21 protein-coding genes and 1 tRNA gene are annotated in these 20,565 nt (G+C 75.0%); 14 read left to right on the top strand and 8 right to left on the bottom strand.

Annotation, left to right across the window (positions count from 1 at the left end; genetic code table 11):
- The first annotated feature begins 29 nt into the window (after window positions 1-29).
- Window positions 30-1,166, top strand: coding sequence for a geranylgeranyl reductase family protein (locus O7613_RS10390; protein ID WP_282293505.1), 1,137 nt, complete (start codon window positions 30-32; stop codon window positions 1,164-1,166).
- Here the strand turns inward: O7613_RS10390 and O7613_RS10385 are convergent.
- Window positions 1,153-2,187: an NAD(P)-dependent alcohol dehydrogenase gene (locus O7613_RS10385; RefSeq protein ID WP_281589266.1), complete on the bottom strand. Its 1,035-nt coding sequence runs from the start codon at window positions 2,185-2,187 to the stop codon at window positions 1,153-1,155. The two genes, O7613_RS10390 and O7613_RS10385, sit on opposite strands and share 14 nt — an antisense overlap.
- 185 nt (window positions 2,188-2,372) lie before the next feature.
- Between O7613_RS10385 and O7613_RS10380 the strand changes: the two genes are divergently transcribed.
- Window positions 2,373-2,558 carry a hypothetical protein gene (locus tag O7613_RS10380; RefSeq protein ID WP_282293503.1) on the top strand — a complete coding sequence of 62 codons (186 nt, stop codon included), beginning with the start codon at window positions 2,373-2,375 and terminating at the stop codon, window positions 2,556-2,558.
- A gap of 212 nt (window positions 2,559-2,770) precedes the next feature.
- On the opposite strand, the gene O7613_RS10375 is transcribed toward O7613_RS10380, so the two are convergent.
- Window positions 2,771-4,570 (bottom strand): 5'-nucleotidase C-terminal domain-containing protein, encoded by a 1,800-nt coding sequence (locus O7613_RS10375; RefSeq protein WP_282293502.1) that lies wholly within the window; start codon window positions 4,568-4,570, stop codon window positions 2,771-2,773.
- A gap of 99 nt (window positions 4,571-4,669) precedes the next feature.
- Between O7613_RS10375 and O7613_RS10370 the strand changes: the two genes are divergently transcribed.
- The gene (locus O7613_RS10370) at window positions 4,670-5,572 is read left to right on the top strand and encodes an SDR family oxidoreductase (RefSeq protein ID WP_281589270.1); all 903 of its coding nucleotides are present in this window, start codon (window positions 4,670-4,672) and stop codon (window positions 5,570-5,572) included.
- A gap of 10 nt (window positions 5,573-5,582) precedes the next feature.
- Here O7613_RS10370 and O7613_RS10365 read toward each other — a convergent pair whose 3' ends face one another.
- Entirely contained in the window at window positions 5,583-6,233 is a 651-nt protein-coding gene (locus tag O7613_RS10365; protein ID WP_281589272.1) for a nucleotidyl transferase AbiEii/AbiGii toxin family protein, read from the bottom strand.
- Complete coding sequence (locus O7613_RS10360) at window positions 6,230-6,556, bottom strand: hypothetical protein (RefSeq protein WP_281589274.1); 327 nt, start codon at window positions 6,554-6,556, stop codon at window positions 6,230-6,232. The genes O7613_RS10365 and O7613_RS10360 overlap by 4 nt, the downstream gene beginning before the upstream one ends.
- Before the next feature lie 331 nt (window positions 6,557-6,887).
- Here O7613_RS10360 and fdh point away from each other — a divergent pair, with 331 nt between their 5' ends.
- The 9 genes from fdh to O7613_RS10315 all read left to right on the top strand — a co-directional run bounded on the left by fdh (window position 6,888) and on the right by O7613_RS10315 (window position 16,921).
- Window positions 6,888-10,214, top strand: a complete 3,327-nt coding sequence (gene fdh / locus O7613_RS10355; protein ID WP_281589275.1) for a formate dehydrogenase — start codon at window positions 6,888-6,890, stop codon at window positions 10,212-10,214.
- Entirely contained in the window at window positions 10,207-11,253 is a 1,047-nt protein-coding gene (locus tag O7613_RS10350) for a 4Fe-4S dicluster domain-containing protein (RefSeq protein WP_282293500.1), read from the top strand. The genes fdh and O7613_RS10350 overlap by 8 nt, the downstream gene beginning before the upstream one ends.
- Complete coding sequence (gene nrfD / locus O7613_RS10345; protein ID WP_282293498.1) at window positions 11,250-12,389, top strand: NrfD/PsrC family molybdoenzyme membrane anchor subunit; 1,140 nt, start codon at window positions 11,250-11,252, stop codon at window positions 12,387-12,389. The genes O7613_RS10350 and nrfD overlap by 4 nt, the downstream gene beginning before the upstream one ends.
- Before the next feature lie 46 nt (window positions 12,390-12,435).
- Window positions 12,436-12,531, top strand: a tRNA-Sec gene (locus O7613_RS10340).
- Window positions 12,532-12,554: 23 nt separating this feature from the next.
- Complete coding sequence (selA, locus tag O7613_RS10335; RefSeq protein ID WP_282293495.1) at window positions 12,555-13,847, top strand: L-seryl-tRNA(Sec) selenium transferase; 1,293 nt, start codon at window positions 12,555-12,557, stop codon at window positions 13,845-13,847.
- Window positions 13,848-13,851: 4 nt separating this feature from the next.
- Window positions 13,852-15,615 carry a selenocysteine-specific translation elongation factor gene (gene selB, locus O7613_RS10330; protein WP_282293493.1) on the top strand — a complete coding sequence of 588 codons (1,764 nt, stop codon included), beginning with the start codon at window positions 13,852-13,854 and terminating at the stop codon, window positions 15,613-15,615.
- 30 nt (window positions 15,616-15,645) lie between these two features.
- Window positions 15,646-16,425, top strand: coding sequence for a hypothetical protein (locus tag O7613_RS10325; protein ID WP_282293492.1), 780 nt, complete (start codon window positions 15,646-15,648; stop codon window positions 16,423-16,425).
- A 45-nt stretch (window positions 16,426-16,470) separates the two neighbouring features.
- On the top strand, window positions 16,471-16,668 hold the full coding sequence (locus O7613_RS10320; RefSeq protein WP_281589287.1) for a hypothetical protein: 198 nt from the start codon (window positions 16,471-16,473) through the stop codon (window positions 16,666-16,668).
- 67 nt (window positions 16,669-16,735) lie between these two features.
- Window positions 16,736-16,921 (top strand): hypothetical protein, encoded by a 186-nt coding sequence (locus O7613_RS10315; protein ID WP_281590655.1) that lies wholly within the window; start codon window positions 16,736-16,738, stop codon window positions 16,919-16,921.
- Window positions 16,922-16,930: 9 nt separating this feature from the next.
- Here the strand turns inward: O7613_RS10315 and O7613_RS10310 are convergent, their stop codons facing one another.
- Window positions 16,931-17,587, bottom strand: a complete 657-nt coding sequence (locus tag O7613_RS10310) for a hypothetical protein (RefSeq protein ID WP_281589289.1) — start codon at window positions 17,585-17,587, stop codon at window positions 16,931-16,933.
- A 128-nt stretch (window positions 17,588-17,715) separates the two neighbouring features.
- Here O7613_RS10310 and O7613_RS10305 point away from each other — a divergent pair, with 128 nt between their 5' ends.
- Window positions 17,716-17,922 carry a hypothetical protein gene (locus O7613_RS10305; RefSeq protein ID WP_281589291.1) on the top strand — a complete coding sequence of 69 codons (207 nt, stop codon included), beginning with the start codon at window positions 17,716-17,718 and terminating at the stop codon, window positions 17,920-17,922.
- A 15-nt stretch (window positions 17,923-17,937) separates the two neighbouring features.
- Here the strand turns inward: O7613_RS10305 and O7613_RS10300 are convergent, their stop codons facing one another.
- The 3 genes from O7613_RS10300 to O7613_RS10290 form a co-directional block, all read right to left on the bottom strand.
- Window positions 17,938-18,399, bottom strand: a complete 462-nt coding sequence (locus O7613_RS10300; RefSeq protein WP_281589293.1) for a hypothetical protein — start codon at window positions 18,397-18,399, stop codon at window positions 17,938-17,940.
- Complete coding sequence (locus O7613_RS10295; protein WP_281589295.1) at window positions 18,396-18,605, bottom strand: phosphatidylethanolamine-binding protein; 210 nt, start codon at window positions 18,603-18,605, stop codon at window positions 18,396-18,398. The genes O7613_RS10300 and O7613_RS10295 overlap by 4 nt, the downstream gene beginning before the upstream one ends.
- A 150-nt stretch (window positions 18,606-18,755) precedes the next feature.
- On the bottom strand, window positions 18,756-19,637 hold the full coding sequence (locus O7613_RS10290; protein WP_281589296.1) for a universal stress protein: 882 nt from the start codon (window positions 19,635-19,637) through the stop codon (window positions 18,756-18,758).
- Between the two features lie 154 nt (window positions 19,638-19,791).
- Here O7613_RS10290 and O7613_RS10285 point away from each other — a divergent pair, with 154 nt between their 5' ends.
- Complete coding sequence (locus tag O7613_RS10285; RefSeq protein ID WP_281589298.1) at window positions 19,792-20,538, top strand: SAM-dependent methyltransferase; 747 nt, start codon at window positions 19,792-19,794, stop codon at window positions 20,536-20,538.
- The last annotated feature ends 27 nt before the right edge of the window (window positions 20,539-20,565 follow it).

Below are 20,565 nucleotides of genomic sequence, written 5' to 3'. Positions count from 1 at the left end.
GCGACGTACCGGTGCCCTAGGCTGCACGCGTGATCATCTGGGACCTCGTGGTGGTCGGTGGTGGGCCCGCCGGACTCTCCGCCGCGCACGCCGCGGCCCGGGCCGGCGTGCGCACGCTCGTGGTCGAGCGGGCCACCCATCCCCGGTACAAGACCTGCGGCGGCGGCCTGATCGGCACCTCGCTCGCCGAGGTCGGCGACCTGATCGAGGTGCCGGCCCAGGACCGCACCGACCGGGTCACGTTCACCCGCGACGGGCGGCGGGCGTTCACCCGCCGCAACGGCACGCCGCTGGTGACCATGATCCGCCGGGAGGAGCTGGACGACCGGCTGCGCGCCGCCGCGGTCGCCGCCGGTGCGCAGGTCCGCGAGGGCGTCGCGGTCCGCGCGGTGGAGCAGGACCCCGACGGGGTACGCCTGCGGCTGGCCGACGGCGAGGTGGTACGCGCCCGGACCGTGGTGGGCGCCGACGGCTCCTCCGGCGTGACCGCCCGCCACGTGGGGGTGCGTTTCCGCCAGGTCGACCTGGGGCTGGAACTGGAGCTGCCGGTGTCCGCCGCCGAACGGGACCGGTGGCGGGGTCGGGTGCTCATCGACTGGGGGCCGGTCCCCGGCTCGTACGCCTGGGTCTTCCCGAAGGGCGACCGGCTCACCGTGGGTGTCATCGCCACCCGCGGCGAGGGTGAGCGGACCCGGGCCTACCTGCGGGACTTCGTGGCCCGGCTGGGGCTGGCCGGGATCGACCCGGAGCACGACTCCGGCCACCTCACCCGCTGCCGGGCCGAGGACTCCCCGCTGCGCCACGGCCGGGTGCTCGTCGCCGGCGACGCGGCCGGCCTGCTGGAGCCGTGGAGCCGGGAGGGGATCAGCTACGCGCTGCGCTCCGGCCGGCTGGCCGGCGCGGCGGTCGCCGGCGGGGATCTCGACGCCTACGGTCGCGAGGTCGAGGCGCGGCTGACGCCGGAGATGCGGGCCGGGCACCGGCTGTTGGACGTCTTCGAACGGCGGCCGGACGTGTTCCACGCCGTCCTGGCCAGCCCGCCCGGCTGGCGGATGTTCGTCCGGTTCTGCCAGGGGAAGGCCAGCTTCGCCGAGGCCCTGCACCGGCGGCCGGTGCGGGCCGGGTTGGCGCTCGTCGACCGGCTGCCCCCGGTCAGGGCACGATGACCGCCCGCCCGTGGATGTCGCCCCGGCGCAGCGCCTCGTACGCCTCGGGCGCCTCGGCCAGCGGGAACGTCCGCACGTCGGCGTGCAGCCGCCCGGCCCGGCCCAATGCGATCACCTCCTGGAGTTCGGCCCGGGTGCCCCAGAACGGCACCACCACGCCGGTCTCCAGCGGCACCGGGGGCGGCTCGTCGGCGACCGGCCGGACCGGCAGCGTCCCACCGGCCAGTCCGACCAGCAGGAGCTGACCGCCGGTCGCGACGACCTGCCGGGCGGTGTCCAGGGTGGGTTGCGCGCCGACGAAGTCGAGCACCACGTCCGCGCCGTCCGGCGGCGGCCCGACCAGCTCACGGATCGTCGCCACGGCGTCCGGGCCGGCCTGCACCACGTGGTGCGCGCCGAGGCGGCCGGCCAGGTCCAGCGCCGCGACGCTGGTGTCCACCGCGACGATCCGCACCGCGGTGGTGGCCACCAGGATCTGCACCGCCATGTGCCCCAGCCCGCCGATGCCGATGACCACGCAGGTGGTGCCGGGCCGCAGCCGGGGCCGGGCCAGCTCCACCGCGTGGTACGGGGTGAGCCCGGCGTCGGTCAGCGGGGCGGCCTGGGTCAGGTCCATGTCACCCACGTGCAGCAGCCGGGACGCCGGCACCACCACGTGCTCGGCGAGCCCGCCGTCACGGCTGAGGCCGATGCCGCCGACCGGGACGACCCGGCAGCGGTTCTCCTCGCCGCGCAGGCAGGCCCGGCACCGGCCGCAGCCGATGATCCCGTAGACCGCGGCCCGGTCCCCGGACGACCAGCCGTCCACGCCGGGTCCGGCGGTCTCCACCGTGCCGGCGATCTCGTGGCCGAGCGTCATCGGGGTGGGGAACATCCCCGCCTCCGCGTCGAGGATGTGCAGGTCCGAGTGGCAGGCGCCGACCGCGCCGACCCGCAGCAGCACCTCACCGGGGCCGGCCTCCGGAGTGGGCGTCTCGGTCAGCTCCAGCACCCCGGGGGCGGTCATCCGTACCGCGCGCATCGCGTCGCCTCCCACCTCGTCGCCCGCAGTCGTCGCGCCGGCATACCCGTGCCGCCGCCGTTGATGCGCCGCTCCATCCGGCCCGCGAGTGGAGCACGGTGGCCGTCTTCGGTCGGTCTTGACGTCCATACCGTTCCACCGAGCGCAGGATGGCTGTCCTCGCGCGCGTGGCGCACAATGCGGGCATGAGCGAGCCGGTCGAGTCGTTCACCGACGAGGAGTACGCGTTCCTGCGGCATGTCCGCTTCGGCGAGTTGCCACCGCGGGTACGCCCCGAGGAGCGCGCGGAGTCCACCGAGACGGACAGCCGCCCGGACCGGCCGGACCCGACCGGCGGCGAGTCGGAGTGGCACCTGCGCGCCGGCGGCTGACCCTCAGCCAATGCCGTTCCATCCGTGACAGGGCCGCCTTGATCTTGGCGCGCAGGCCATCCCTGATCTCGCCACAGATCTTGGAAGCTCCCGGCCCCTCCAGGGGCCCTCTCTTTCCAAGATCTCCACTCGGTCGCGTCGATCATGAAGTTGGCGGTGACAAAACGGACCGGGAGCACCGCCAACTTCATGATCAACCGGGCTGGGGCGGGTCAGAAGACCGGTACGCCCTCGCGGACCAGCTTCCAGTTCGGCACGAAGAAGTCGGCCGGGTCGATGACGCCCTCGGCCTGCGCCCAGTCGATCAGGAGCTGGCGGATCTCCTGCTGCGCGTTGTAGACCTGGGTCTTCACGATCCCGGGGAAGTTGCCGCCGCCGCTGCGCCGGTAGTTGTTCACCGCCACCACGAACTGCGCGTCCGCCGCGACCGGGGTGTCGGTGCCGGCCAGCGTCAGGCGGGTGATCCGCTGACCGACCGGCTTGGAGATGTCGATGTCGTAGTCGACGCCGGAGAACACGTCGTAGTTGTAGTCCGGCACGGTCGGGTCGTTGATGGTCGCCACGTCGACCGGGGCGCCGACCGCGACGGTGGTGAAGTACTTCGCCGAGTACTCCAGGTACGCCTTCACCTCGGCGCCGGTCAGCACGACGGCTTCCAGCGTGTTGTCGTACACGTAGAGGCCGGCCACGTCGCGGATCCGCACGTCGCCCTGTGGGAACACGGCGGTGCGGCTGAACGGCGCGGCGATGGACAGCACCGGCAGGCCCGCGTACGCGCCGCCGGCCAGGGCCTCGGTGACCACCTCGGTCTGGACGTGGTTGATGAAGTCCAGGATCGGGGTGTCCTTGTAGCGCGACTCGGCGGCGGACAGCTCCACGCTGGACTGGGCGACGACCTTGTTGACGTAGTCGACGGTCTTGGCGTGCTGGCCCCGGACGGCCGCGAGCACCGCCGGATCCTCGACCACGGTGTTGGTGTTCAGCGTGGTGGCCGACGAGCCGACCACCTTCCAGCAGCCCTTGTCCCGGGTCAGCGTGAAGTCCATCCGGGTCAGCCGCTGCCCCCACTTGGACGGCTCGGAGGTGAGCACCGCCCGGCCGGTCTTGGCGTTGGTGACGAACTTCTGCGGCACCTCGTTGTGGGCGTGGCCGAACAGGATCGCGTCGATGCCCGGCACCTGCTCGGCGATCAGCGCGGTCGGGTTCTCGTTCGGCAGCTCCGGGCCGTAGCTGGAGGTGCCGCTGTCGCCGCCGTGCGCGGAGATGATGACCACGTCGGCGCCGCGCCGGCGCATCTCCGGCACCCACTTCGCGGCGGTGGCGACCATGTCGGCGAAGACCAGGCGGCCTTCGACGTTCGCCCGGTCCCAGATGGCCACGCCGGGGTTGGTCAGGCCGAGGATGCCCACCCGCAGCTTCGGTGCGCCGTGCCCGCCGAGTCGGACCTGCTTGATCACGTACGGGAGGAAGGCCGGCTTGCCGGTCTTCGCGTTGAGCGCGTTGGCGGCCAGGGCCGGGAAGCCGAGCTGCTTGATCCAGGTGGCCAGCAGCGGCAGGCCGTAGTTGAACTCGTGGTTGCCGAGCGTGACCGCGTCGTACCTCAACACGTTCATCGCGTTGGCCATCGGGTGCGTCTCACCGGTGCTGGTGATCGGCTCCTGCTTGGCGTAGTAGGTCGCGAGCGGCGTGCCCTGGATGGTGTCGCCGGCGTCCAGGACCAGCGTCGCTCTGCCTCTGCGCTCGGCCCGGATCTGGTTGACCAGGGTGGCGAGCTTCGCGACGCCGACGTCGTTGTGCGCGCTGTCGTCGTACTCGGAATCCCGGTAGTAGTCCCAGTTGTGGACGTTGCCGTGGGTGTCCGACGTGCCGAGGACGGTCAGGTCCCAGGTCTTCGGCTGCTTCGGCGGCTTCGGCTTCGCCTCGGCGGGCGCGGCGGCGAGCAGGGGAGCGGTCGCCGCGGCGGCGGCGACGGCAAGCACCTGGCGCCGGGAGGCGCCGGAGGAGGAGGTCAATGCGGTGCCTTTCCATGGGGGTACGCGCCTCGTGGGCGCCGTTGCGCACGATAGACCATCAGGCGTTTTTCGGGCGCGCCTCGGGGTAGGGGCGCAGGCATGAGCGAGGACCAGTACACCCGGCAGGACCCGACCGAGCAGTACGGCCAGCAGCCGGGCCGGTCGGCGCAGCGGCAGTCGACCCCCGGCACGGAGCAGGAGATGGGCTCGAAGCCGGACCACGGCGAGGAGTCCTACCGGGGCGCCGACCGGCTCAGCGGCAAGCGGGCGGTCATCACCGGCGGCGACTCCGGCATCGGCCGGGCCGTGGCCATCGCCTTCGCCCGGGAGGGCGCCGACGTCCTGGTGTCCTACCTGGGCGAAGAGGAGGAGGCGGACGCCCGCGAGACGGTCGACCTGGTCGAGCAGGCCGGCCGCCGGGGCCTGGCCGTCCGCACCGACCTGCGCGAGGAGGCCAACTGCCGCGAGCTGATCGACCGCGCGGTCGCCGACCTGGGCGGCATCGACGTCCTGGTCAACAACGCGGCCTACCAGATGTCGCAGGACAACGGCATCGACGACATCAGCACCGAGCAGTTCGACCGGGTCTTCAAGACCAACGTGTACGCCATGTTCTGGCTCAGCAGGTTCGCGGTGCCGCACCTGAAGGAGGGCTCGGCGATCATCAACACGTCGTCGATCCAGGCGTTCGACCCGTCGCCGCAGCTCCTGGACTACGCCACCACCAAGGCGGCCATCGCCACCTTCACCAAGGCGCTGGCGTTGAACCTGGCCGACCGGGGCATCCGGGTGAACGCGGTCGCGCCCGGCCCGGTCTGGACCCCGCTGATCCCGGCCACCATGCCGGCGGAGAAGGTCGAGCAGTTCGGCACCGACGTGCCGCTGGGCCGCCCCGGCCAGCCGGCCGAGCTGGCCCCGGCGTACGTCTTCTTCGCCTCCCAGGAGTCCAGCTACGTCACCGGGGAGATCCTCGGGGTCACCGGCGGCCGGCTGACGAAGTGACCCGGACGGGTCAGCGGGGCCAGGCGGCCATCCGGCGGCGCACCTCGGCGATCCGCGCCGGGTCCAGCCCGTAGCGGGTGAACCGGCGGTCGGCGAGGCCGTCGAGGTAGCGGCCGGCGGCGCGCACGTCGGCGTCCTCCAGCGCCGGATCGACCTGGCGGGCCAACGCCAGCAGCTCGGTCACCGCGTACCGGTCCAGCGCGGCGGCCACGTCGATGTAGTCGCGTACCTCCCGCCGGTTGACGAGCGCGGCGGTCTTGTTGGCGATCAGGTCCCGCACGTCCATCACCGGGCCGAAGTCCATCACCACCGGGCTGCGGTGGCGGTCGAGCCGGGCCAGGCTGAGGCGGATCCGGCGGTCGCCGCGGCTGACCACGAAGTCACGCAGGTCCCGGTCGAAGCCGTCGAACACCTCGCCCAACCCGTCCGGGTCGGCCTCGTCCACCCGGTAGCCGGCCCGTTCCAGCGCGGCGCGCACGTCGGCGGCCGCCGCGGCGGCGGCGCCCTCGACGTCGGCGAACAGGTCGACGTCCTCGGTGGGGCGGGTGACCAGGCCGTGCGCCGCCCAGGCCACGCCGCCGCCGAGCACGAACCGGTGCGGGCCGGCGGCGGCCAGCGCCACCCGGGCCACCTCCCGGTAGAAGTCGTGCGGATGCGTCACGCGGCGCGCAGGCTCCGGTGCCGGGCCTCCCAGGCCAGGCGTACGCCCCGGGGCAGGTTGAGCAGCGGCCACACCCGGCGCAGCGTGCCGGCGTGGATCAGCTCCCGCAGGTCGTCCATCCGGCTGGTCTCGCGCAGCACGTTCTCGTACATCCAGAGCAGTTCGTCCGGGTCGGCGAGGTCGAAGGCGCGTTCGCCGCACCACATCAGGCGCACCGGCAGCTCGACGATGCCGGCGGTGGGGCCGGTCAGCTCGGCCAGGGTGCGCGCCACCACCGCGGGACGCCCGGGTCGGGCGAGGTACGCGCTGGCGGTGGCCGACATGGCATCAGGGTAACCCCTGCCCGGCGTGGCGAGCGCGGAAGTCGGTGACCGGCGTCACGACGGCCCGGCGGAAGAACCGACCGCCCGGTACCGTTGTGCAGAGCGTCGGTGTGACCAGTGTCCCCGGGCCTCACCTAAATTGCCTTCGCGGAATACCGTTCGGCTGGAGCCGCGTCGCGCCACTCGCCGAGAGGCGACCTGCACACCGACGCCCAGCGCCGCCCCGGTCACCAGGCCGGGGCGGCGCTGTTTTCCACTCGACTCGCGAGCCCGGTTCGGCTGGCCTAGTGTGCTCAGTGTCCGCCGATCTCAGCGTGGAGGGGGTGCGCGGGTGGGGTTGAAGACGTTCATCCAGGGTTGGCCGGTCTACCGGCAACTCACCGGCACCGACCCGCTGGGGCGCGGGGCCGCCGCGCAGTCGGCACGCTCCGCCGAGCTGACCGCCCGCACCGAGACCGCCGACGGCATGGCCCGGTCGGTCTGCCCGTACTGCGCGGTCGGCTGCGGGCAGCGCGTCTTCCACAAGGACGGTCGGGTCACCCAGATCGAGGGTGACCCGGACAGCCCGATCTCCCGTGGCCGGCTCTGCCCGAAGGGTTCGGCGAGCAAGAGCCTGGTGACCAGCCCGCTGCGGCAGACGAAGGTCCGATACCGCCGGCCGTACGCGACCGAGTGGGAGGACCTGGACCTCGACGTCGCGCTCGACATGATCGCCGACCGGGTTCTCGCCGCCCGCGACGAGACCTGGGAGGACGTCGACGACGCCGGACGCCCGCTGAACCGGACGCTCGGCATCTCCAGCCTCGGTGGGGCGACCCTCGACAACGAGGAGAACTACCTCATCAAGAAGCTGTTCACGGCGATGGGGGCGCTCCAGATCGAGAACCAGGCCCGCATTTGACACTCCGCCACCGTCCCCGGTCTGGGGACCAGCTTCGGTCGCGGCGGCGCGACGGACTTCCAGCAGGACCTCGCCAACGCTGACGTCATCGTCATCCAGGGCTCCAACATGGCCGAGGCCCACCCGGTGGGCTTCCAGTGGGTGATGGAGGCGAAGCGGCGCGGCGCGAAGGTCTTCCACGTCGACCCGCGGTTCACCCGCACCAGCGCGCTCGCCGACACCTACCTGCCGATCCGGGCGGGCACGGACATCGCGCTGCTCGGCGGCGTGGTGCGCTACATCCTGGACAACGAGCTGGACTTCCGGGAGTACGTGCTGGCCTACACGAACGCGGCCACCATCGTCAGCGAGCAGTTCGCCGACACTGAGGACCTGGACGGCCTGTTCTCCGGCTACCACCCGGAGACCGGCTCCTACGACCACGCCAGCTGGCAGTACGAGGGCCACGAGGGCAGCACCACGATCCGGGGGACCGGCAAGGAGCGTGACTCGGCGTCCGGGCTGGAGCACGAGTCGCACGGCGAGCCGGTGCCGGCGCGGGCCCGGCGGGACGAGACGTTGCAGCACCCGCGCTGCGTCTACCAGATCCTCAAGCGGCACTTCGCCCGCTACACCCCGGAGATGGTGGCCCGGGTCTGCGGCATCCCGGAGGACAAGTTCCTGGAACTGGCCCGTGCCTGGACCGAGAACTCCGGCCGGGAGCGCACCGGCGCGCTCGTCTACTCGGTGGGGTGGACGCAGCACAGCGTCGGCGTGCAGTACATCCGCACCGGGGCGATCATCCAGACGCTGCTTGGCAACATGGGCCGGCCGGGCGGCGGCATCCTGGCGCTGCGCGGGCACGCCAGCATCCAGGGCTCCACCGACATCCCGACGCTGTTCAACCTGCTGCCCGGCTACCTGCCGATGCCGCACCACGCCGACCACCCGACGTTCGACAAGTGGGTGGACAGCATCCGGCACCCCGGCCAGAAGGGCTTCTGGGGCAACTCGCGGGCGTTCGCGGCGAGCCTGCTCAAGGCGTACTGGGGGGACGCGGCGACGCCGGAGAACGACTTCGGTTACGGCTGGCTGCCCCGGATGACCGGCGACCACGGGACCTACCAGCAGGTCCTCAACATGATCGACGGCGGGATCAAGGGTTACTTCCTGCTCGGCCAGAACCCGGCGGTCGGCTCGGCGCACGGCCGGGCCCAGCGCCTGGGCATGGCCAACCTGGACTGGCTGGTCGTGCGCGACCTGTTCCTGATCGAGAGCGCCACGTTCTGGAAGAACAGCCCGGAGATCGCCACCGGGGAGATCGTGCCGCAGGAGTGCCGGACCGAGGTGTTCTTCCTGCCGGCGGCCTCGCACGTGGAGAAGGAGGGCACCTTCACCCAGACCCAGCGGCTGCTGCAGTGGCGGGAGAAGGCCGTCGACCCGCCGGGCGACGCCCGCTCCGAGCTGTGGTTCTTCTACCACCTGGGCCGGGTGCTGCGGGAGAAGCTGGCCGCCTCCAGCAAACCCCGCGACCGGGCGCTGCTGGACCTGACCTGGGACTACCCGACGCACGGCGCGCACGCCGAGCCGAGCGCCGAGGCGGTGCTGAAGGAGATCAACGGCTTCGACGTGGCCACCGGCCGCCCGCTCAACGCATTCGCCGAGGCGAAAGCCGACGGCTCCACCGCCGTCGGCTGCTGGATCTACTCCGGCGTCTACGCCGACGGGGTGAACCAGGCGGCCCGCCGCAGGTCCCGGCACGAGCAGGACTGGGTGGCCGCCGAGTGGGGGTGGGCGTGGCCGGCGAACCGGCGCACGCTCTACAACCGCGCCTCCGCCGACCCGGAGGGCCGGCCGTGGAGCGACCGCAAGAAGTACGTCTGGTGGGACCCGGACGCCGGCGAGTGGACCGGCTACGACGTGCCGGACTTCGAGAAGACGAAGCCGCCGACGTACCGGCCGCCGGCCGACGCCTCCGGGCCGGCGGCGCTCGCCGGTGACGACCCGTTCGTCATGCAGGGCGACGGCAAGGCGTGGCTGTACGCGCCGACCGGCGTGCTCGACGGCCCGCTGCCGACGCACTACGAGCCGGCCGAGTCGCCGATGCGCAACCCGCTGTACGGGCAGCAGGCCAACCCGACCCGGAAGATCTACGAGCACCCGGTGAACCGGATCAACCCGAGCCCGCCGGAGCCGCACAGCGAGGTCTTCCCGTACGTGTTCACGGTCAGCCGGCTGACCGAGCACCACACGGCCGGCGGGATGAGCCGTACCGTGTCGCGCCTGGCCGAGCTGCAACCGGAGATGTTCGTCGAGGTGTCCCCGGAGTTGGCCGCCGAGGTGGGGTTGGCGCATCTCGGCTGGGCGCACCTGATCAGCGGGCGGGCGGTGATCGAGGCGCGGGTGCTGGTCACCGACCGGCTCACCCCGCTGCGGGTGGACGGCCGGATCATCCACCAGGTCTGGTTGCCCTACCACTTCGGCCGTGAGGGGCTGGTCACCGGGGACTCGGCGAACGACCTGTTCGGCATCACCCTGGACCCGAACGTGCTCATCCAGGAAAGCAAGATCGGCACCTGTGACATCCGGTCCGGCCGGCGGCCCACCGGGCCGGCGCTGCTCGACCTGGTCGGCGACTACCAGCGACGGGCCGGCATGGCCCCGGACCGTAAAGTGCCGATCGTGACCACCGACGTGCTGGGCGGGGAGAACGCGGCCGGCAGCACCGACGAGCAGACGCCCGAGGCCGCGGCGCGCGACGGAGACGGTCATGCCTGACGCCAACAGCCTGTACGGACCGCTCGACCCGGCCCCCGACGCGGGCTGGGTGTCCGCGCCGCCGCGGATGGGGTTCTTCACCGACACCAGCGTCTGCATCGGCTGCAAGGCGTGCGAGGTGGCCTGCAAGGAGTGGAACGGCGTCCCCGACTCGGGCTTCGACCTGCTCGGCATGTCCTACGACAACACCGGCGCGTTGACTGCGAACTCGTGGCGGCACGTCGCGTTCATCGAGCAGCCCCGCCCGGCGGGGGACCGCACGCCGCCGTTCGCCGGCGACCCGACCGGCGCGGCGTCCAGCGGTCCGACGTCCGCGTCGGTCGGCGCCGCCGCGGCACCGGACACCGGCACGGACCCCGGCCTGCCGTCCGGACGCCCGGAAGCGGCGGCGCGCATGTCCGCCGGCCCGGAGTTCCTCGGCATGCCCGGCGCGCAGCCGCCGGGGCGGGGCACCGGCGCGGAGAGCCGCACCGACTTCCGCTGGCTGATGATGTCCGACGTGTGCAAGCACTGCACGCACGCCGCCTGCCTGGACGTGTGCCCGACCGGTTCGCTGTTCCGCACCGAGTTCGGCACGGTGGTGGTGCAGGAGGACATCTGCAACGGCTGCGGCTACTGCATCTCCGCCTGCCCCTACGGCGTGATCGACAAGCGTGAGGACGACGGCCGGGCGTGGAAGTGCACGCTCTGCTACGACCGGCTGGGCGCCGGCATGACCCCGGCCTGCGCGCAGGCGTGCCCCACCGAGTCGATCCAGTACGGCCCGCTCGACGAGTTGCGGGAGCGGGCCGCGCAGCGGGTCGCCACGTTGCACGAGCGCGGCGTGCCGGAGGCCCGCCTCTACGGCCACGACCCGACCGACGGCGTCGGCGGCGACGGCGCGTTCTTCCTGCTGCTGGACGAGCCGGAGGTGTACGGGCTGCCGCCGGACCCGGTGGTCACCACCCGGGACCTGCCGAAGATGTGGAAGCGGGCCGGGCTGGCCGCGCTGGCCATGGCGGCGGCGACCGTCGCCGCGTTCGTCGGAGGGTCGTCGTGAGCCCGGACCGCCAGGTGGGTGCCCTGTTCCGTCGCTTCCGCGACCGCCTCGCCGCCGACGGCGTGACCCCGGAGAGCGGCAGCCGGGCCACCGGCCCGGGCGTCGGCCGCACCGACGCCGGCGCCCGCGACGCCGGGCTGGCCCCACACCCCGCCCGCGACACCGCCCCCCGGCGTCGCCGCGGCGGCAGGGGCGGCGAGCAGCTCACCGTGCCGCCGGCGGAGTTCACCTCCTACTACGGCCGGCCGGTCCTCAAACCGCCGGTCTGGAAGTGGGACATCCCCGCGTACCTGTTCACCGGCGGGCTCGCCGCCGGTTCCTCACTGCTGGCCGCCGGCGGGCAGCTCACCGGACGGCCGGCGCTGCGCCGCGCCGGCCGGGTCGCCTCCCTCGCCGCGGTGGGCGCCAGCGCGTTCTTCCTGGTCCACGACCTGGGCCGGCCGAGCCGCTTCCACCACATGCTGCGGGTGGCGAAGGTGACCTCGCCGATGTCGGTGGGCACCTGGGTGCTCACCGCGTTCGGCCCGGCCGCCGGGCTGGCCGCGGTCGCCGAGGCGGCGCACCGGCTGCCCGAACGCGGCGTGCCCGGGCTGGCCCGCCGGCTGCTGCCCCCGACCGGGCACGCCGCCGGGCTGGTCGCCGCCGTCACCGCGCCGGCGCTCGCCACGTACACCGGGGTGCTGCTTGCCGACACGGCGGTGCCGTCGTGGCACGAGGCGTACCCGGAACTGCCTGTCATCTTCGCGGGCAGCGCGCTCGCCAGCGGCGCCGGCGTCGGGTTGCTGGCCGCGCCCGCCGGCCAGACCGGGCCGGCGCGGCGGCTCGCGGTGGCCGGCGCGGCGCTGGAGCTGTGGGGCGCGCACCGGGTGGAGAACCGGCTCGGCCTGCTCAGCGAGCCCTACGCGGAGGGCACCGCGGGAAAGCTGCTGCGCGCCGGGCGGGCGCTCACCGCTGCCGGGGTGGCCGGCGCGTGGCTCGGCCGCCGCAGCCGGCTGGTCTCCGCGGTCTCCGGCGGCGCGCTGCTCGCCGCGTCCGTCTGCACCCGCTTCGGGATCTTCCACGGCGGCGTCGCCTCGGCCCGGGACCCGAAGTACACGGTCGTCCCGCAGCGGGAACGCGCCGACCGGGCGGCCTGAGCACCTCGCCCGGCGGCCGGTGGGCCGCTGTGGTTGACTGCTGCGTGGAGGCGTTCAGGCGGCTGGTGCCCCTCCCGGTCTTCAAAACCGGTGTGGTCCGGGACCCGGGCCAGGCGGGTTCGATTCCCGTCCGTCTCCGCCACAACCGTCCGAGGGGGAGCGTCGATGCGTGAGGCGGACCCGCGTCGGCGGGTGCCGCGCACCGACGCGCTGCTCGCCGACCCGGCGCTGGCGGCTGCCGCCGGCACGTTCGGCCGCGACCGGGTCAAGGCCGCGATCGTCGCGGCCCAGCAGCGGGCCCGCCGCGGCGAGCTCACCCCCGAGGGGGTACGCGACGCGGCGCTGGCCGGGCTGACCGGGCGCACCCCACGGCCGGTCCTGAACGCGACGGGCGTCGTGCTGCACACCAACCTCGGCCGCGCGCCCCTCGCGCCGGCCGCCGTGGACGCGCTCGTCGCCGCCGCCGGGCACACCGACGTGGAACTCGACCTGGCCACCGGCCGGCGGGCGAGGCGCGGCCGGGACACGCTGGACGCGCTCGCCGCGGCCGTGCCCGACGCGCCCGCCGTGCACGTGGTCAACAACGGCGCCGCCGCGCTGGTGCTGGCCGCCACCGCGCTCGCCGCCGGCCGGGAGATCGTGGTCAGCCGCGGCGAGCTGGTCGAGATCGGCGACGGGTTCCGCCTGCCCGACCTGCTGGCCAGCACCGGCGCCCGGCTGCGCGAGGTGGGCACCACCAACCGCACCAGCCGGGCCGACTACGCCGCCGCGATCGGCCCGGACACCGGCTTCGTGCTCAAGGTGCACCCGTCGAACTTCCTGGTCACCGGCTTCACCTCGGCCGTGCCGGTCGGTGAGCTGGCCACGCTCGGCGTGCCGGTGGTCGCCGACATCGGCTCCGGGCTGCTCGCCCCGGACCCGCTGCTGCCCGACGAGCCGGACGCGGCGACCACGCTGCGCGCCGGCGCACACCTGGTCACCGCCAGCGGCGACAAGCTGCTCGGCGGCCCGCAGGCCGGCCTGCTGCTCGGCGCCGCCGACCTGGTTGACCGGCTGCGCCGGCACCCCCTCGCGCGGGCGCTGCGGGTGGACAAGCTCACCCTGGCCGCGCTCGCCGCCACCCTGCACGCGCCGGCCACCCCGACCGGTGCGGCGCTGCACGCCGACCCGGGCCGGCTGCGCGCCCGCACCGAACACCTGCGTGACCTGCTCGGCGTCGACGGCTGCAAAGCCGAGGTGGTGCCGGCGGCGGCGGTCGTCGGCGGCGGCGGCGCGCCCGGCGTGGAGCTGGACTCGTGGGCGCTGAGCCTGCCCGAGCGGTACGCGCTGCCGCTGCGCACCGGCGACCCGGCGATCCTCGGCCGGGTGCTGCACGGCCGGCTCCTGCTGGACCTGCGCGCCGTGCCCGACACCGCCGACGACCGTGTCCGCGCCGCGATCCTGCGCGTGGCGGGCTGAGCCGGTGTGGGTCGTCGCCACCGCCGGGCACGTCGACCACGGCAAGTCCACTCTCGTCCGCGCGCTGACCGGGATGGAGCCGGACCGGTGGGCGGAGGAACGCCGCCGGGGCATGACCATCGACCTCGGCTTCGCCTGGACCACGCTGCCCTCCGGCGGCACCCTCGCCTTCGTCGACGTGCCCGGGCACGAACGGTTCGTGCCGAACATGCTGGCCGGGGTCGGCCCCGTCCCGGCCGCGCTCGTCGTCGTCGGCGCCGACGAGGGCTGGATGCCGCAGTCCGCCGAACACCTGGCCGCGCTCGACGCGCTCGGGGTGTCGTACGGGCTGCTGGCGGTGACCCGCGCGGACCTCGCCGACCCGGGGCCGGCGGCGGCGCGGGCCCGCGCGGAGATCGCCGCGACGTCGCTCGGCGAGGTGGAGGCGGTGCCGGTCTCCGCGGTCACCGGCGCCGGCCTGCCCGAGTTGCGCGCCGCCCTGGACCGCCTGGTCGCCCGGCTGCCCGACCCGGACCGGGACGCCCCGGTGCGGCTCTGGGTGGACCGGGCGTTCACCGTGCGCGGCAGCGGCACCGTGGTCACCGGCACCCTCGGCGGCGGCCGGCTGCGCGTCGGCGACGAACTCGAACTCGCCGCCACCGGGGAGCCGGTGCGGGTCCGCGGCCTGCACTCGCTCGGCGTCGCCCACCCCGGGGTCGACGCGGTGGCCCGGGTGGCGGTCAACCTGCGCAGCCTGCCCCGCGACCGGGTCGGGCGCGGCGACGCCCTGCTGAGCCCCGGCCGCTTCGGCCGCACCGACCTGGTCGACGTGCGCCTGGCCGGCGACCCGGCCGCCGACCTGCCGGCCGCCCTCACGCTGCACGTCGGCTCCGCGGCGGTGCCCGCCCACGTCCGGCCGCTGGGCCCGGACACGGTACGGCTACGCCTGGCCCGCCCGCTGCCGCTGCTCATCGGCGACCGGGCGCTGCTGCGCGACCCGGGCCGACGCCACGTCGCCGGCGGGATCACCGTGCTGGACGTGGACCCGCCGCCGCTGCGCCGGCGGGGCGCGGCGGCGGCCCGCGCCACCGTCCTGGCCGGCCTCGACGGGCGCCCCGACCCGGCCGGCGAACTGCGCCGCCGGCGGCTGGTCCGGGCCGGGCAGCTCACCCGGATGGGTGTGCCGCCGACCGCGACCCCGGTGGCCGGGGACTGGCTGGCCGACCCCGACCACTGGCGGGACCTGGGCCGGCGGCTCACCGCGGAGGTCACCCGGTACGCCGCCGAGCAGCCGCTCGCCGCCGGCGTGCCGGTCGACGTACTGCGTCACCGCCTCGGCCTGCCGGACCGGTCGCTGGTGACGGCGCTGCTACGCCCGCCGCTGCGACTGCACGCCGGCCTGGTCACCGCCGCGCCCGCCGGGACGCTGCCCGAACCGGTGGCCCGGGCCGTGGCGGCGGTCCGCGCCGAGTACGGCGACCGGCCGTTCCAGGCCCCCGAGGCGTACCACCTCGCCGACCTCGGCCTGGGCCCCCGGGAGATCGGCGCCGCGGTGCGGGCCGGCGAGCTGCTGAGGCTGGCCGAGAACGTGGTGCTGCTGCCGGGCGCCCCGGAGCACGCGGTGCGGGTCCTCGCCGGGCTGCCGCAGCCGTTCACGCTCAGCGCCGCCCGGCAGGCCCTCGACACCACCCGCCGGGTGGCGGTGCCGCTGCTGGAGCTGCTGGACCGCCGCGGGGCCACCCGCCGGCTGCCCGGAGACGCCCGCGAGGTGGTCCGCCCGCCCGGCTGACCTGTTGCGTCCGGATGGCATGGTGTCGGCATGATCGACAGGCTCCGCACCGTCCGGCTCGACGGGGCATGGCTGCGCCGTCGGGCGCTGCCGGCGGCTGTGCTGACCTGTTGGCTGGTCTGGGCGGCGCTCGCCTGGTGGTCCGCGCCGCGCGCCGCGGACCAGAGCGACCTGGCGCGTGACCTCGCGGCCGGCCGGGTGCTGACGATCACCCGCGTAGACGGGTGGGAGACCGGCGGGCCCTGGGGCCGGCGCCCCGAGCCCCGTTACGCGCCGGGCGGCTCGACGGTCGTCTGGACCCGCCCCGACGGCCAGTTCCGTTACACCTACCTGCCGGCGCGGACCCCGACCGAGGGCGACATTACGGGCGTCGGCCCGGGTCCGGAGGCGAGCCCGGAACCGGACGCCGCGACGTGGCCGGGACCGGATCCGTTCGCCGATCCGCTTGCCGATCCGCGGGCCCGGGACGCCGTCACCCACGGCGGGGACACCCTGGCGGACGCGCTCGCCAACGCCGCCGCGACGCTGGCCCTGGTGATCGGCGTCGGTTGGCTGCTCATGCTCGTCGCCGGGCCGCCTCCCGTGGTCGGCACCCGCTGGTACTGGTTCTGGGTCGGGCTGCTGCCGCTCGGCCTCGGCGTGCTCGCCTGGACCTGGCGGGAACGATGGCGCGCGGACGTACCGGCCACCCGGCCGCGCCGCTCGGGCTGGAGCGGGCTCGGGTGGTTCATCCTCGGCGGCATCGCGATTTCCCTCGTGCTGGCGGTGGCGGGCATGGTGCTCGGCCGCTACGTCGTGCCGGGCGGCTGAGCCAACCGCCGCCGACGGCCCGCCCCGGTCACCTACCGTGACGCCATGGACCCTTCCGCGGTCTGGCGGGACAAGAACCACAAGTGGCGGATCGAGGCGTACCGGGCGCCGGACCTGCGGTTCGCCATCTTCGCCACGAACGGCACCACCGAGTCGGCGCCGCTGTGGCTGTTCGGGATGGCCGCGCTGGCCCGCTGGCTGATGACCCACGCCGTCTCCCTCGACGACCTGGAGACGGACTGAACCCGTCCGGGGGACGACCGGGGCGAAACGGGCCACCGGCGCCGCCGCCGGACGTACCGTCCGGGGCGTGAGGGACCGAGGAATGCGGACGTTCGTGACCGTGCTCGCCGGCCTGGCGGTGATCTACTTCGGCGCCACCGGCCACCGGGCCGGCGGCGGCGAGGGTGGCGGCATCTCCGGCGGGGTGGTGCTGCTCGCCCTGCTCGCCTCGTTGCTGGCCTGGCACCTGACCCGACCCGGCCCGGCGAAGTAGCCCGGCGGCTCAGCGGCCCGCCGCCGCGGTGCGGCTCACCTCGCCGGCCGACTCCTCGCCGAGCGCCACCCGCACCAGCGCCGAGGCCAGCCGCCCGAAGTCGGCCTCCCCGACCAGCCCGACCAGGCTGCCCGGGTTCGCCGGCAGACCCAGCCGCCGCGCCCCGGCCAGGGTCCGCCGGTCGGCGTACGGGCGCACGTCCGGCCAGACCGCCTGGACCTCGCGCAGGAAGATGTCTGCACCGGTCGGGCCGATCCCGGGGAACTCGGTGAGCCGCCGGCGCAGCACCGACCGGTCCGCGCCGGCCTCCCGGTGCAGCCGGCGCAGGTCGCCGTGCCACCGGTCCAGGCAGAGCCGGGCGCCGGTGCCGAGCATGGTGGCGGTCCGCTCGTCGTAGCGCCGGTAGTGACCCCGCCCCAGCGCGTCGACCCGGTCCTGCCAGCTCGCCGCCTCCATCTCCTGCGGGGTACGCCAGCCCGCGGTGAACAGCTCCCGGGCCGCGGCCACCGCCACCGACGCCCGGATCCGGGTGCTCAACAGCGTCGTCAGCACCAGCAGTTGGTAGAGCGGGCCGGGCCGGTCCGCGAGCGTGATCCCGGCCTCCTCCGCGTACGTGCGGGACTGCCGGTCCAGCAGGGCCCGCGCCACGTTCCGATCGTCCGGCATGGCACCGGGATACCCGTCCGGGGCCGGCCCAGACCCCGCGCCACTGCCGGAATGCGCCCGGCGGCGGCGGGTAACCGGCTCAGGCGCGCGGCCGAGCACCGCGCGTCCCCACCGGGAAGGAGAGACCTGTGGTCAAGCCGCAGCAGGAGGAACTGCGCCGCAGCGACCTGGGCGCGACCAGCCAGGACAGCCGCAAGGCCGCCGCCGGGGGCGGCGACCGCTCGCGCGGCGCCGGCACGTCCCGCGGCGACGCCGGCCGGCCGGTGCCGAAGGGACAGGTGTCGCCGTACGGCCCGGCCGGCGAGCCGGTGGCCGAGGACGACAGCGACCGCTGACCGGACGCGCGACCGCTAACCGGGCCGCAGCCGCCGCCAGGTGGCTGCGGCCACCAACCCGTACGCCAGGTGCGGCACCAGGTCGGAGAGCCAGTCGACCCGGCGCCAGGTGCGCGGGTCGGTCACGCCGAGCACCGTCATCGAGCTGTCGGAGGTGGCCATCACCCCGCCGCCGAGCAGCGTCACCGCCACCGGCAGCGGCATCCGGCGGCGGGCGGCGAGCAGGCCGAACGCGGCGCCGGCGGCGACGCCGGTGACGTATCCGAGCATCGGGCCGAGGCCGGCACGGCGGTTCGCCGCCTCCTCGCCCGGTCCGAGGTCGACGTGCGCCACGTCGGCGAGGCGGCCGGCGGTCGTCTCCGGGGTGGTGCTGGCCGGGCGGGCGCGCAGCGTCATGTCGAGGTAGCTGACGACGTTGAGCGCGGCGCTGCCGACGGCGCCCGCGATGGCGCCGTCGACGAGGGGCGCCGCCCTCACTTCGGGTCGCCCGGTTCGCGTTCGCCCTTGGGCCCGTAGGTCCGGTCACCCCGGGCCACGCCCCGCTGACCCCGGTCGTCCTGGAGGATCCGGTTCGCCACCTCGTTCGCCTCCTGGTCGGCGGCCCGCCCGGACTGCTCCACGCGGTCGCGCAACCGCGCCCGCTGCTTGTCGTACGCGTTGCTGCCCGGCCGTGGTCCTGGCATCGCTGCCTCCTCGCGGTCGCTTCCGGCTGTCCGCCCCGTCTACCCGCCCCGGGCAGCGCCAACCGTCCGCCCTGGGCCACTCACCCGGGCGCGCGGACCGTCCGCCCTGGGCCGCTCAGTCGGGCGCGCGAACCGTCCGCTCGGGGCCGCTCAGTCGGGCGCGCGGACCACCGCGACCGGGCAGTCGGCGTGGTGCAGCAGCCCCTGGCTCACCGAGCCGAGCAGCAACCCGCTCAGCTCGCCGCGACCCTCCCGGCCGACCACGACCAGCTGGGCCGCGCGGGAGGCCGCGGTGAGCGCGCCGACCGGCCGGGCGTGCACCACCTCGCGGGTCACCGGCACGTCCGGCCAGCGCTCCTCGATCCCGGCCAGCGACCCGACGAGCACCTCGTCCTCCTCGCCGCGCAGCCGCCCCTCCTCGTACACCAGGGGCTGCATGTCCCCGGGGCCCGCGGAGGCCGGGTGGGTGTAGGCGTGCAGCGCGTGCAACCGGGCGCCGCGCGTGGACGCGGTCGCGGCGGCGAACTCGACCGCGGCCCGGGAGCGCGGCGACCCGTCCACGCCGACCACCACCGGACCGGCGTCGCGGGCCGTCCCGCGGGCGACCAGCACCGGACAGTCGGCGTACGAGGCGACCTGCACCGCGACGGAGCCGACCACGAGCGCGGCGAATCCGCCGAGCCCCCGGTCGCCGAGCACCACGAGGGCGGCGGCGGGCGACTCGCCGAGCAGCACGGCGGCGGCCTCCCCGTCGATGATCTCGCCGGTGACCCGCAGCCCGGGACACTGCGCCTCGGCGGTCGCGACCGCGTCGCCGACCAGTTGCTCGGCCTGGTGGCGCAGGCCGGCGCCGGGCGGCGCCTGGTCGGGCGCGGTCACCGGCACGCGCAGCAGCGGCCAGATGAATCCGTGCACCACCCGTAGCGGGCGGTTCCGCCGGGCGGCCTCCCGGGCGGCCAGGCGCACCGCCCGAGCCGCCGACTCCGAGCCGTCCACGCCGACCACCACCGCCGCGCCGTTCGCCGAGTTCACCCCGTACCTCCTCGTCGCGGGCCGGGGCGGGCACGCGCCGGCGGCTTCGACCCGCGGCCAGTATCGCGGCCGGCGCGCCCCCTTCGCGGCGATACCGCGGGAGTCGGCCGGTCGGTACGCTGGCGACAAGCGCCCAGGGGAGGGATCCTCATCGATGGCCGAACCGGACCGACCGAGCACCGCCCGCATGATCGACCACTGGCTCGGCGGGCAGCACCACCGTCCGGTGGATGTCGCCGCGGCCGCCGCGTTCGAGGCGGCGTACGGGCCGTGCGCCGCGATCTTCCGTTCGTTGCGTGCCTTCCTCGGCCGGGCGGTGGGGGCGATCGCCGCCGAAGGGGTGGACGCGTTCCTGGTCTTCGGCGCCGGCGTGCCGACCCGGGGCAACGTCCACGAGGCGGCGCCGGACGCCACCGTCCTCTACACCGACGTCGACCCGGAGACGGTCCGGCTCGGCCAGCGCCTGCTGGCCGGCAGCGACCGCGCCGGCTACGGCTACGGCGACGCCACCGACATCGGTACGCTCGATCCGGCCCTGCTGCACCGCTTCGTGCCGGGCTGGGGGCGGAGACCGGTCGGGGTGGTCTTCCTCGGGCTGGCCGCCTTCCTGGACGACGACACGCTCGTCCGGACGCTCGACGAGCTCTACGAGGCGGTGGCGCCGGGCAGTTGGCTGGCGATCGACTTCGACGGCGAGGAGTTGGCCGGGCACCCGCGGGCGCTGGCGATGATGGGCCCGGCGTTCCGGATGCGCTCCCCCGGGGAGTTCGCGCCGCTGCTCGGTCGCTGGCAGCCGACGGGCGAGGGCCTCGTGCCGGTGGCCCGGTGGCGGCCGGTGGGCGAGCCGGAGCCGGTGCCGGACGCGTTCCACGGCGGGCTGGCCCGGCGTCCGACCGGCTGAGCCGACGACGTCGGTGTCGGTGGCCTC

This window comes from Micromonospora sp. WMMD975 (genome assembly GCF_029581215.1).
Taxonomy (GTDB): Bacteria; Actinomycetota; Actinomycetes; order Mycobacteriales; family Micromonosporaceae; genus Micromonospora.
This window is presented reverse-complemented; position numbering and strand designations above follow the sequence as displayed.